Source organism: Azonexus sp. (assembly GCF_030824335.1).
In the GTDB taxonomy this organism is placed as follows: Bacteria; Pseudomonadota; Gammaproteobacteria; order Burkholderiales; family Rhodocyclaceae; genus Azonexus.
The window spans coordinates 15,948-27,586 of sequence record NZ_JAVBXX010000044.1 but is presented as its reverse complement, the minus strand read 5'-3'; the positions used below and the strand labels follow the sequence as shown (position 1 = coordinate 27,586).

The 11,639-nt window shown below is 63.6% G+C and carries 11 protein-coding genes; 5 read left to right on the top strand and 6 right to left on the bottom strand.

The genetic code is table 11. The annotated features are described in order from the left end of the window. The first annotated feature begins 75 nt into the window (after nt 1-75). Nucleotides 76-1,299: a serine hydrolase gene (locus RCI20_RS17390; protein WP_306607807.1), complete on the top strand. Its 1,224-nt coding sequence runs from the start codon at nt 76-78 to the stop codon at nt 1,297-1,299. Nucleotides 1,300-1,320: 21 nt separating this feature from the next. Next, nucleotides 1,321-1,923, top strand: a complete 603-nt coding sequence (locus RCI20_RS17385) for a nitrous oxide reductase accessory protein NosL (protein WP_306607805.1) — start codon at nt 1,321-1,323, stop codon at nt 1,921-1,923. A 68-nt stretch (nt 1,924-1,991) separates the two neighbouring features. On the opposite strand, the gene RCI20_RS17380 is transcribed toward RCI20_RS17385, so the two are convergent. The 6 genes from RCI20_RS17380 to RCI20_RS17355 all read right to left on the bottom strand — a co-directional run bounded on the left by RCI20_RS17380 (nt 1,992) and on the right by RCI20_RS17355 (nt 7,911). After that, nucleotides 1,992-2,732: a formylglycine-generating enzyme family protein gene (locus tag RCI20_RS17380; protein WP_306607804.1), complete on the bottom strand. Its 741-nt coding sequence runs from the start codon at nt 2,730-2,732 to the stop codon at nt 1,992-1,994. Between the two features lie 2 nt (nt 2,733-2,734). Beyond that, a complete protein-coding gene (locus tag RCI20_RS17375) occupies nt 2,735-3,343 on the bottom strand; it encodes a nitrous oxide reductase accessory protein NosL (protein WP_306607803.1) in 609 nt (202 codons plus the stop codon). A 12-nt stretch (nt 3,344-3,355) separates the two neighbouring features. After that, a complete protein-coding gene (locus tag RCI20_RS17370; protein ID WP_306607802.1) occupies nt 3,356-5,716 on the bottom strand; it encodes a TonB-dependent receptor in 2,361 nt (786 codons plus the stop codon). A gap of 89 nt (nt 5,717-5,805) precedes the next feature. Next, the gene (locus RCI20_RS17365; protein ID WP_306607800.1) at nt 5,806-6,789 is read right to left on the bottom strand and encodes a FecR family protein; all 984 of its coding nucleotides are present in this window, start codon (nt 6,787-6,789) and stop codon (nt 5,806-5,808) included. A 37-nt stretch (nt 6,790-6,826) separates the two neighbouring features. Further along, entirely contained in the window at nt 6,827-7,321 is a 495-nt protein-coding gene (locus RCI20_RS17360) for an RNA polymerase sigma factor (protein ID WP_306607798.1), read from the bottom strand. A gap of 17 nt (nt 7,322-7,338) precedes the next feature. Further along, nucleotides 7,339-7,911 (bottom strand): tetratricopeptide repeat protein, encoded by a 573-nt coding sequence (locus tag RCI20_RS17355; RefSeq protein ID WP_306607796.1) that lies wholly within the window; start codon nt 7,909-7,911, stop codon nt 7,339-7,341. 450 nt (nt 7,912-8,361) lie between these two features. Here RCI20_RS17355 and RCI20_RS17350 point away from each other — a divergent pair, with 450 nt between their 5' ends. Genes RCI20_RS17350 through RCI20_RS17340 form a run of 3 tightly spaced genes read left to right on the top strand, consistent with a single transcriptional unit; the run spans nt 8,362 to nt 11,571 of the window. Next, complete coding sequence (locus tag RCI20_RS17350) at nt 8,362-8,766, top strand: hypothetical protein (RefSeq protein ID WP_306607795.1); 405 nt, start codon at nt 8,362-8,364, stop codon at nt 8,764-8,766. Continuing rightward, a complete protein-coding gene (locus RCI20_RS17345) occupies nt 8,763-9,713 on the top strand; it encodes a 4Fe-4S binding protein (RefSeq protein WP_306607794.1) in 951 nt (316 codons plus the stop codon). Before RCI20_RS17350 ends, RCI20_RS17345 begins: the two co-directional genes overlap by 4 nt. Before the next feature lies 1 nt (nt 9,714). After that, nucleotides 9,715-11,571 (top strand): nitric oxide reductase activation protein NorD, encoded by a 1,857-nt coding sequence (locus tag RCI20_RS17340; protein WP_306607791.1) that lies wholly within the window; start codon nt 9,715-9,717, stop codon nt 11,569-11,571. Nucleotides 11,572-11,639: the final 68 nt, after the last annotated feature.

Genomic DNA, 11,639 nt, shown 5'->3' with positions numbered 1-11,639 from the left:
TTCCGGGAGATGGATCAAATGCAGCCGCAACCCGCACCTGCGAAGCGTATGGAAAAACCGGGCCGGAGAAGCTTCATGGCTACCGCCGCAGCCTTGGGCATGGGGGCTCAAGTTGCCGGATTTGCATCCGAGGCCAAAGCCGCAGCCGCACTACCTGCAGCCAAGGCGATCAAGGTCGAGGGGCGCGTTGCTAGTAGTTACGAAGGCGTCCGCGAGGCTTTCGCTGCCGCCCAGGCAGATGACATCGGCGGTGCCCAACTCTGCGTTTACCGTCACGGCAAGGTGGTCGTTGACCTTTGGTGCGGGCGCGACAGGGTCAATAATCGCCCCTACACCAGCGAAACGGTCACGGTGATCTTTTCCGCGGCAAAAGGCATGGTTTCGACCTGTCTGCACATGCTTGCCGAACGCGGACTGGTCGATATTGACGCGCCGGTCGCTCGTTACTGGCCGGAATTCGCCGCCAACGGCAAGGAGAGCATTCCGGTATCGTCGCTGATGTCGCATACTGCTGGGTTGCCCTGGTTTCCGCCCGACACCGGCATCCAGATGTTGGGGCTGGTCGACTGGGAGCGCTGCACCGCCGCATTGGCCGCCATGAAGCCCCTATGGACGCCGGAAACGGCCTACCAGTACCACTCGGCAACACACGGCTATCTGTTGGGTGAAATCGTTCGCCGCGTTTCGGGGAAGTCCGTCGGACGTTTCTTCGCCGACGAGATTGCCAGGCCACTTGGGCTCAGCGCCTGGATTGGCTTGCCCTTGAGCGAGGAAGGACGGGTGGCGCCAATCTTCAACAGCAACTTTGCCGGCAATCCTTTCCTCTGGTTCTTGAATCTGCGTGAAGCGCTGATGGCGGAAATTCCATCCGGCAACGGGGTCAGCGATGCACGTTCCCTTGCCCGGATGTACGCCGCCGTGATCGGCGAAGTCGATGGCGCCCGGTTGTTGAGCCGCGACACCGTCGACCGGATACGCGCGCCACGGACCGATTCCTTGACACTGGTTCCCTACCCGGCCTTCCTGCGCGGCCTGTACGCCCCGGCATTTGCCATGGAATTGCCGCCGCCGTTGAAGCAGCGTTTCGCCCTCGGCTATGAACTCCCCTACGCGGCCTCGCCCATGCTGGGTCAGGGTTCGTTCGGGCAACCGGGCATGGGCGGGCGCATCGGTTTCGCTCACCCGGAAAGCGGAACTGCCGTCGCCTATGTCTGCAACAACACCACCTGGAATGCCTACGCCGGCCCCGACCCTCGCTGGACGCCATGGCTCGACGCGTTGCGCAACATCATTTCGTAATCCCACCTGGAAGCAAGCAAAATGAAACGTCGCGATCTGCTCAAAGTATCCCTCCTGGGTAGCTTGGCCGTCACCGCATCAAGGGCATCGGCCCAGGAATCCTGCGCCACGGACGCCACGCCCAACCAGTTCATTCCCAAAACCCCCGGTGATGCCACACCACTCGCCAATGAGTTTGAGAAATACCCCAAGTGCCCCTACTGCGGCATGAACCGCCGGGAGCATCACCGGACCCGCATGCTGGTCCAGTATTCCGACGACCTGAACGATGGGGTCTGCTCCATCCACTGCCTGTCGCTGAGTCTTGGCCTGAATATCGACCGGGAACCGAAGCACATCTGGGGGCCGGACTATGCGTCGCCCGAGGAACCCGCTCCGTTGCTGCCGGTTGATCAATTGACTTACCTGGTGGGCGCCGAGCTCAGACACGCGATGACCAAGCGGAGCAAGCATTCCTTTGCCTCGTCCGACATTGCCGGTGAATTTCAGTCAAGGCACGGCGGCACGCTGGCCAGATTTGACGATGCCTTGCGCGAGTCTTATCTCGACATGGCTTCGGATGTGACGATGATTCGTACTTTGCGTGCCAAGTATCGCCGCCCTACAAAAATGCAACAAAGCTGATCCTTGGATTCGCTCTAAACGACGATTGCCCCCCACATTTCCGGCTGTAACGAGTTCCAGGCACATCGCTACGGCAACTCGCGGACGACACGAAAACCGAAATCGGCGCCGCGGTAGGCCGGCGAGAAACCGAAGCGGATCACCGCCCGTGCGTATTGCGCGCCGCTGCGCCAGGAACCGCCACGCAGTACGCGACTGCGGCAGTCGCCGGTGACGCGTGGCGAACCGTCGGTCGGGGCGCCCCGGTAATCGGCCACCATGCAATCGGCAGTCCATTCCCAGACGTTGCCGCTCATGTCATGCACGCCCCAGGCATTGGCCGCCTTGCCGCCGACCGGCCGGGCACCGGCACGCTCGTCGCCGTACCAGGCAAGGTTTTCGGGATCGTCACCACCGCAATAGTCGGTCGCGGCCCCGGCCTGGCAGGCGTATTCCCATTCCGCCTCGCTTGGCAGGCGATAGGTTTGCCCGGTCCTGGCACTGAGACGACGGGCGAACTCGTTCGCCGCCTCCCAACTGATCCCGCTGACCGGGCAATCCGGCGTGCAGGCTTCAGCCGGCGGCGCCGTCCCCATCACCGCCTGCCACTGGCCGCCAGTGACTTCGTGGCGACCGATGGCGAAAGCGCGCAGGCTGACCTGATGTGCCGGCTCGGCACCGCGCCAGCCGGCCCTGCCCATCGTGAAACTGCCGGCCGGCAAGGCCACCATTTCGGGGCAGTCTGGGCAATCGCGCAAGGGCTGCGCCGATGCCGATGCGGCCAACAGGACGCCCCCGAAGCCCAGCAACAAGCCTGTCTTGTATCGCATGTTCAGCCCTCCTGACGCTTGCGCGCCGCCCGCTTGCGCCGCTCCTCGCGCCCCTTGCGCATGCGCTCGAGATCGTCGGCCAGATCGGCGAACGAGACCCGCAGTGTCTGCTGGAAATCGAGCAGACGGCCACCATGCACCTGCTGGGCAACTTGCGCCGCCGCAGTGCTCCCGTAGGCCACCTTGCTGTTCCACGTCATCACCCCGGGCAGGTCACTGCCGACCAGGAAAGTGGCTTGACCGACCTCGATCAGCGGATGCGGATCGTGGGCGACGCCGTTGTCGGCGACATAGATCGCCTTCGGATCGAGCCCCAGGTTGATGGCCAGGCTGATCACCGCGCAATGGATCGAGCAGAGCGGATCGGGAAGGTCGTTGCCGTAATGGATCAGCATTCGCGAATGATGGTTGAAACGCCGGTCCATCCCGCAATAGGGGCAGCTTGGATATTTTTCCAGGTCGTTGTCCTGCGGTGCCGGATCGGCCGGTTTCTTCGGCAGGAACTGCGCCGGCGTACCGTCGGTTTCCTTGGTGCAAGCCGCGTTGACCGTCGGTGCCAGCAAGCCGGCGCCGCCGGCCAGCGGCAACTTGAGCAGGTCGCGTCGTTTCATTGGCGTGGCTCCTCAGAAATCCGCACTGACCGCCAGACGCAGGCTGCGCCCTTCCTGGTAGGTATAGGCGAAGGCATTTGACGACTGATAGGCGGAATAACGCTTGTCGAACAGGTTGCTGACGCCGGCGTCGATCTTGTAGCGGCCGCCGGCCGGCATCCAGGTGACGAACAGGTCGTGCGTGCTGTAGCCGGAACGACGCCGCAACACCGTCGAATCGTAGTCCTGGGCGGCAACGCCGGTCGTGTTCCAGAACAGCGTCGTCCCTTGTGCCGGCAGTTTCAGGCGCACTTGCAGGCTGAGCTTGTCCGGCGGCGAGAAAAGCTTGTCGCCGTTGTCCCGGTTATCGACTCGAACCCGGCTGTAAGCGGCATTGACCTGCCATTGCCCGAGGCCGTAGCCGACTTCGATTTCGCCACCGCGGCGGCGGGCGTCGGGAACGTTCTGGAACTGCAGCTTGCAGTTCAGGCCGGTCGCTGCACAATTGGCGGCGAAGGTTGCCTGCTGGGCCGGCGTCGATCCGACCGGCGTCATTCCGCCGAGGTTGACGCTGTAAATCAGGTCAGTCACCCGCGAAGCGAACCAGGCAGCGCGCAGGCGCAGCCTGTCGCCCTCGGTCAGCCAGGATTTGCGCTCGAAATGTGTTCCCAGCTCGAAGGTCCGGTCGATCTCCGGCTTGAGGCTGGCATTGGGCAGGAAATTGGTCAGTCCGAAGCCGTTGAAGTTCTGGTAAAGCTCGTTGACGGTCGGGGCGCGGAAAGCCTCGCCATAATTCCCATAGACCATCAGTCCACGGCCATCGTCCCAAGCCAGCGAGACCTTGGGCGAAACCCGCGAGGCACTGTTGCCAGGCAGGCTGCCGTCGGCCATCGAGGCACTGTAATGGTCCGAGCGCAGGCTCGGCGTCAGCCGCCAGCCGCTGCCCAGATCGATTTCATCCTGCAGGAAAACCCCGCCGACCTGACGCTCGCCGTTCCGGGTCACCGTGCTCGGCGCCGACGGATTGGTGCTGGTGGCGCTGACTGCAGTCTGCTTGTCCTTGAAATAGTCACCGCCGGCGGTCAGCCGGTGCCGGCCCCAGACGCCGCCTTCGACAATCCGGCTGCCCTGGATGCTGGCACCATCGGTGACGGTCTTGGTATTGCTGTAGAGCACATTGGTGATTGCCGGATCGGGACTACGGTCAGCTTCGTACTGCAATGACGTGCGATAGACGGTAGCGAGTACCGCCGGACTGTCGTCGACCTTGCCGACGCTGGCCTTGAGCACGGTATTCTGCTGATCGACATGAACCTCCTGGATCGCCGGCATGGTGATCGGCAGGTTGCTGGTCCGGTACTGGGTTGCCTGCGGATTATTCACCTGCAGGTTGTCGCTCTTGTAGAACTGGTGCGTCAGTTCGATCCGGGCATCGGCAAAGGGCTGAACGCCGAGCTTGACCATCCCGGTGGCAGCATCGCCGTCGTTCGGATCGAGATAGCCACCAGCGCCCTGACGGATCTTGTTCCAGTCCTGCGAACCCACCGCCAGCAGCGCGTCGAAAACCTCGCCGGCGGCGTAGGCGCGAGCATTCATCCGGGTCGAGCGATCGGCCCGGTTGTAGGCAACTTTGGCGCCGCCACCGAGCCGCTCATCGGCGGCCAGCAGGTCGCGCGCACTGATCGTGGTGAAGGCCATCACGCCACCGTTGCCGCCCGAGCCGTAAAGCGACGATGCCGGACCGCGCAGCACCTCGATCCGCTGCAGGAAATACGGATCGATGAACAACGGCGACTTCAGCCCTGGCGAAGTCGAGTCGTTCTGCCTGGCCCCGTCGATCATCAGGGTGATCGACGGCCCGAAGACGCCGCGTATCGTGGGAATCTCGCCATTGACCCGGGGACCGCCGCCGAACTCGACGTTAGGCAGTTTTTTCAATACTTGTGAAGCTGTGGCCGCCTGGCGCTCCTCGAGCATTTCGCTGTCAACGACACTGACCGACGCTGCGGTCTTCGACAACGGGTTGGCCGTACGTGTGCTGGTCGTGACCAGGATTTCCGGCAGCAAGGTCGGGGCGGCCGGAGGTTTGCCGGCTATTGCGCGGATAGCTACCGTCTTGTCGGCAGTAAACCGGTATTCGAGGCCACTTCCAGCAAGAAGGCGATCGAGCGCCTGCGGCAAGGTGTAGCGCCCGTCCACCGCCTGGCTGCGCAAGCCACCGACGCTGTCTTCGGCAAAGAACGGCTGCAGGCCGGTCTGGCTGCTCAGTGTCTCGATGGCCTGAGCCAACGGCTGGGCCGGAATCGAAAGCTGGTAGGCCGTTTCCTGCGCTTGCGCGAAAGCGGATGCGATAGCCAGACAGATGGCGACCGCAGGCTTGTGGTATTGCTGCATGGTTTCCCCTTTGGTTTTGACTACTCCAAAGGTGAGACCGGCATTGCCGGCAAAACCCGCCAGAACGGATCGAATATTTCGTGCTGCGCTCAGCGCCGTGCGATCGACCAGCGGTCACCGTTGCGTTGCAGGCTGACTGGCAGCGTTGCAGCGATGGTCTGCAGGGTCAGGGTCAGGTCGTCGGTCGGGAATACGCCGCTGACGCGGATTTTCCCCAGCGCCGGATCGGCGATGACGATCATCGCCCGGTGATAGCGCTGCACTTCCTCGATCACCTCGGCCAGCGGCTGTGCCCGAAAATGCAGCTTGCCTTCGCGCCAAGCCGACTGCCGCTCGACGTCGACTTCGCCGACGGCACCGGGCAAGCCGTCGCGCCCGTAGCTGACTCCTTGCCCACGCTGCAGCGCCAACCTGCGGCCGTCGCCGATGACCTCGACCGCACCGTCGAGTACGGCAACCGTGGTGGTCGTCTGGCGCAGGCGTACATCGAACCGGGTGCCGATGTCACGGACGATGCCGCCGCCGGCATGGACATCGAACGGACGGGCATCGCCATGGGCAACAGTGAAGACAGCCTGGCCTTGCTTGAGTTCGACGACGCGACCAGTGGGCGAATAGCGGACGACGACTTCGCTGTCGGTATTCAGATCGAGGCGGGAACCATCGGCGAGTTCGACGCTGCGCTGCTCACCGACCGCGGTCCGGTAGCCATCCGGCGAAAAGAACAGCGACCACGAGGACAGCGTAAGCACGAGAAGCGCCGCCGCAGCGGCCGGAACCGGCCAGCGCCGCCGACTTCGCCGTCGCTGCGCCATGAAGGCCCGCGCCTCGGCCAGTTGCGGCGCAGCAACCGTGTCGAGAACGCGCATCTGCTCCCACAAGCGTTCTGCCTCGGCGTAGGCCCGGCCGTTTTCCGGGCTGGCGTTAAGCCAGTCGAGGAATGCCCGCTGATCGGCAGCACCAAAGCTGCCATTCAGGCGGCGGGCCAGCCAGTCGGCGGCATTCGGCGCGGCCGGCTCGGGAATCGGATCGGGAGAGGACAAGGTCGTGGCGCGGCGAAGAATGGGCGACATTGTATATGACCGGCCAGCGCCGGGATTACCGCCACCTTCAGCGTCCGAGTCGTGCGATGCAATGCGCCAGCGCCTTGGCGACATAGCGCTCGACAGTCCTTTGCGGAATCTCCAGCGCGACGGCAATCTCGACCTGGGTCATGCCGTCGAGACGGTGCAGCAGGAACACGTGCCGGTAGATCGCCGGCAATTCGTCGAGCGCGGCCAGGCAGCGCTGCAACTCGTCGCGAGCGGCAAACACCGTCTCCGGCCCTGGCGCCGGACAAACCTGAGCAGCGGGATCGCCAGGCGGATCGCACCAGTCATTGCCGATACCGAATTTCGCGTTGCGGTCATTGGCCGCATTGGCGGTAATCCGGTAAAGATAGGCACGCGGGTTCTCCAGCGCCGCGCTGTCACCATAGGTCATCAGGCGGACGAAACCATCGTGCACGACATCGCACGAACTGTCACCACCAACGCGTTGCCGCGCGAACGCCAACAACTCGGCGGCATGCTTGGCGTACAGACGGCGGATCGTATCGCCCGACATCGTTCGGCTGCCGGTTCCTAACGCGTGTTGGCCGCGAGCAGTGCGCTATCGGTAGCCGGCATGCCGGCGCGCCGGCGCAACTCGGCAACCACCTGCGCACCATCACGCCGCGCAATATCTGCCTGCTCGCGGCGCTCGCCCGCTTCGATCAGGGCCAGCGCCTGCTGGCGCCAGGCCTGCATCCTTGGCTCGTGCTGATGGTGGAAATGATGCTGGCGATGCATCGTGAACCAACGATGCGCCTCGGTCTCGTCAGGCGCGACGCCGAGACCGTTCTGATAGAACAGGCCGATCTGGACCTGGGCGAACTTGTCACCCTGCTCCGCCGCCTGGCGGTACCAGCGCAGGGCCTTGGCGTAATCAAGGGCGACCCCGTCGCCATGGTGGTTGACCACCGCCAGGTTGTAGGCCGCATCGATGTCGCCACGTCCAGCCCAGCGCTCCCAGATGGCGATCGCGGCGGTGCTATCGCCATTCTTGTGGAGCCGCGCCGCCTGGCGTAACTCGGCATCGACATCGGCAGCCTGGGCGACGACCGCGAGGGTGAGCGAGAGAACCGCAACGAAGCTGGCGAGCGATCGCTTGAACATGGCTTTCCTTTCCCGACAATGACGCATGCCGAAGCAACAGCCGCAGCATCAAGTGGGCGCATCGTAGCGAGTGCGACCGAATCGAGGAATTGGGCAAATTGTCGCGCGGCAATTTGCCGCACATACAGACTCTCGCAAGATTGACCGCAAAATCAGCGGTTTTTTCCATGATGAGCCTCTTTAATATCCTAAGGATGGTCTGAAAAAATGCGAAAAACTGGGGCTGACGTATTGCAACCCATTGATTTTTCGATGCCCGGATTTTTTGAATCGGGACTTGTTCAGACAATCCCTAAGTGGACATTCATTGCGCGTTTCCTTAGTGCGGATCAAGGCCGGCCAGCGGCTGGATTCCTAAACTCCAGTCATGCCATTTCATCGACCACCGCCCCCCTCCGGTTCATGCTGCCCATTTGCTTCAATCGACGGGAAGCTCATCGGAGAACAAGCTTGACCATCGAACGTCCCGATCCGCTGACCCATGTGATGCCCGGTCCACCGCTGGCGATTGCTGCCGGTGTACTGTTCCTGGCCAACCTGATGATCCTGCCCGGCATTGCCTTCATCGCCCTCGTCTGGCTCTGGTGGAAACACCGCGACCATGCCGATCCGCTGGTGCGCAACCACCTGCAGCAGAACGTCGTCGCCTGCCTGTGGGGTGGCGCGGTGCTGGTTGGGGTCAGCCTGGCCATCCTGCTGCTCGGCGGCTTTGCCAATCCGTGGACCTGGCTGGTCGGCATCCTGTACTTCGTGCTGTTTCACGCCGGCCTGATTTATCTCGGCGTCATGGGTTTGATCCGCGCGATGAATGGCCACCCGTGGCGCTTTCCGTTGATCGGCCCAGCCCTGCCATGAGCCACCCGCTACAGCGCAAGCGCCTCGCCTTCCAGTTGGGGTTTTTCGCCCTTTTTCTGGTCGCACCGGTCTTCAACCTGTTTCGCTACGACCTCGACGCCGGCCATGCCTGGATACTCAGTCTCGAATGGCGACTCGGCCTGGATGATTTCCTGGCCGGCCGTATCGGTGCCGGGCAGGCGGCGTTGAACGTCCTGCTGCGCCTGTTCCTGCCCATTGTCGGCGGGGCGGCACTGTTCCTGCTGGTCGCCCGGCGCTGGGGGCGACTGTATTGCGGCTGGCTGTGCCCGCATTTTTCCGTGGTTGAAGCGATCAACGGCTTGATGATCAAGGCCTCCGGCAAGCCCAGCATCTGGGAGAAGGAAATTCAGCCCTTGTGGCTGCCCGATGGCCGTCCGCGCCAGCAGGACTGGCGCTGGTGGCTGCTCGTCGTCCCGGTAGCCATCGGCTTCGCCTTCTGCTGGGCCGTGGCCTTTCTCACTTACCTGCTGCCACCCGAAGAAATTTATCGCAACCTGTGGCATTTCACCCTTAGCCGCAACCAAAGCCTGTTCATCGGTGCCGGCACACTGGTGCTGAGCGTGGAATTCCTCTTCGCCCGCCACCTGTTCTGTCGCTATGCCTGTGCCGTCGGCCTGTTCCAATCGCTGGTCTGGATGGGCAACCGCGATGGCATGGTGGTCGGCTTCCAGCGCGCCCGTGGTGCGGCCTGCACACAATGCCTGCCGGAACGCGCCTCGGCCTGCGACGCGGTCTGCCCGATGCGACTGAACCCGCGCAACATCAAACGCCACATGTTCACCTGCACGCAATGCGGCCAGTGCCTGAGTGCCTGCGCCGAAACCCAGGCCGACAAACCCGGCGGCGCGCTGCTGCACTGGGTCAAGGATGCGCAGGCACGCAGCAACGAGGCCGGTTTCCGGCCCGGCAAACAAGAGAAGCGCTGACATGGAAGAATGGGTCGGCAAAGTCTGGCACCGCTGGATCACCCGTGCCGCGGGTGGCAGTCACCCCGCAGCGGCGGTGCACCTGAAAACCCAGGAACGCCCGCTGAGCATTTTTTTCCGGGCGCTGGGCGGCGACCCCGGCTTGCGCATTGCCCCGGCAACGGCCGACGTCCATGGCAGCCGGCGCACCTGGCTGGCCCGCGTGGCCGGCAGCGGCGAACGCACGATGCAGGCCCGGCGCGACAACAGCACCTTGCGCTTGCCGCCCGCCATCGATGCCTTTCCGGATACTTCGCTCAACCGCGACCTGTATTACTGGCTGGCCGCCCTCGCCGCCTGTCTCGACCGGTTGGCGCCAGCCCAGGCCGATGAATCGGAGATTTACCGCAATCAACGCGCCACCCTGCTGGCGCTGGAAAACTGGCCCGGTCTGGCCAGCCGCTATCAGCGCCTGCTGAGCGCCTACCTGCCCGAACGCTTCCCGCTGGACAAGCTGCCCCCCGCCGAAGCCGCACGCGAACAGGCCATCCGTCAGGCCCTGCGCGAACCGGGCAGCCAGCTTGCCCTGCCCGCCGTGCCGCCTGGCACCCCGCCCTATCAACCGGTATTGCTCTGGCTGCAATGGCGTGACATTCAGGAAACGTCGACGGCAAGGTCCGGCGATGGCGGCGATGCCGAAGCCAGCGGCGGCGAATCCAAGGATGCCTCGCAAAATGCCCACCGGGCCGAGCGCGTCGAAGCCCCCAAAGACAAGAACGGCATGCTGATGTTCTTCCGCGCCGAAAGCCTGCTGTCGGTGGCTGAATTCCTGCGCGTCAATCGCAGCGTCGACGACGATCCGGACCAGAATGCCGAAGCTGCCGCCCGCGAAATGGAGCAGCTATCGCTGGCCACACCGGATGCCGGCGAACGGATCGCCTCGCGGGTGCGCTTCGATCTCGATCTGCCATCGGCAGCCGAAGACGACATCCCGCTCGGCGCCGGTATCGCGCTGCCGGAATGGGACTATCGCAAGGAACGTCTGCTGGAAGATCACGTCCGGCTGCAGGAAATGGCCTCGCGCCACGCCGTTCCCACCCCGCTGCCCGCCCGTCTGGCGCGCACCGCCCGCCGGCTGCACCAACAGTTCGCCGCGCTGCAACCCGGTCGGCGCTGGCTGAAAGGACAAGCCGATGGCAGCGAACTGGACCTTGACGCGGTCGTCCGGGCAAGCACCGACCGTTGTTGCGGTCGACACCCGGCCGAACAGCTTTTTCAGTCGCTGGAAAAACGCGAAAGAGACCTTGCCTGCCTGGTCCTTGCCGATCTGTCGCTGTCCACCGACACCTGGGTATCCAGCGAAGCGCGCGTGATCGACGTGATCCGCGACGCGCTGCTGCTGTTTGGCGAAGCCCTGCGCTCAACCGGCGATCGCTTTGCCATTTGCGGTTTTTCCTCGGTCCGTCGCAATCAGGTGCGTTTTCATCGCCTGAAGGAATTCGCCGAGCCGTTCAACGACACCGTCCGCGGCCGCGTCCAGGCCATCCGCCCCGGCTATTACACGCGGATGGGCGCAGCGATTCGCCGGGCAACGCAGATGCTGCTCGAAGAAAAGGCCGGCCGGCGCATCCTGCTGTTGCTGTCGGACGGCAAACCGAACGACCTCGACATTTACGACAGCCGCTACGGCATCGAGGACACGCGCGCCGCCGTGCATGAAGCGCGGCGTCTTGGCCTCGTCCCCTTCTGCCTGACCATCGACCGCGAAGGCGGCGGCTACCTGCCGCACCTGTTCGGCGCCACCGGTTACGCCGTACTGCGCAGCCCGGAAGAACTGCCGCTGCGCCTGCCCCTGTTTTATGCCCAATTGACCCGTTGACCGCAGAAATACTGTAATGCCGGGCAGATTTTGCTGGATATAAGGCAAAATAAGACGGGATAGCTAAA

What these genes read in the sequence shown, in the direction of transcription:
- RCI20_RS17390 (WP_306607807.1), top strand. Translation starts at nt 76, where the DNA reads ATGGCTACCGCCGCAGCCTTGGGCATGGGGGCTCAAGTTGCCGGATTT.
- RCI20_RS17385 (WP_306607805.1), top strand. Translation starts at nt 1,321, where the DNA reads ATGAAACGTCGCGATCTGCTCAAAGTATCCCTCCTGGGTAGCTTGGCC.
- RCI20_RS17380 (WP_306607804.1), bottom strand. Translation starts at nt 2,732, where the DNA reads ATGCGATACAAGACAGGCTTGTTGCTGGGCTTCGGGGGCGTCCTGTTG.
- RCI20_RS17375 (WP_306607803.1), bottom strand. Translation starts at nt 3,343, where the DNA reads ATGAAACGACGCGACCTGCTCAAGTTGCCGCTGGCCGGCGGCGCCGGC.
- RCI20_RS17370 (WP_306607802.1), bottom strand. Translation starts at nt 5,716, where the DNA reads ATGCAGCAATACCACAAGCCTGCGGTCGCCATCTGTCTGGCTATCGCA.
- RCI20_RS17365 (WP_306607800.1), bottom strand. Translation starts at nt 6,789, where the DNA reads ATGTCGCCCATTCTTCGCCGCGCCACGACCTTGTCCTCTCCCGATCCG.
- RCI20_RS17360 (WP_306607798.1), bottom strand. Translation starts at nt 7,321, where the DNA reads ATGTCGGGCGATACGATCCGCCGTCTGTACGCCAAGCATGCCGCCGAG.
- RCI20_RS17355 (WP_306607796.1), bottom strand. Translation starts at nt 7,911, where the DNA reads ATGTTCAAGCGATCGCTCGCCAGCTTCGTTGCGGTTCTCTCGCTCACC.
- RCI20_RS17345 (WP_306607794.1), top strand. Translation starts at nt 8,763, where the DNA reads ATGAGCCACCCGCTACAGCGCAAGCGCCTCGCCTTCCAGTTGGGGTTT.
- RCI20_RS17340 (WP_306607791.1), top strand. Translation starts at nt 9,715, where the DNA reads ATGGAAGAATGGGTCGGCAAAGTCTGGCACCGCTGGATCACCCGTGCC.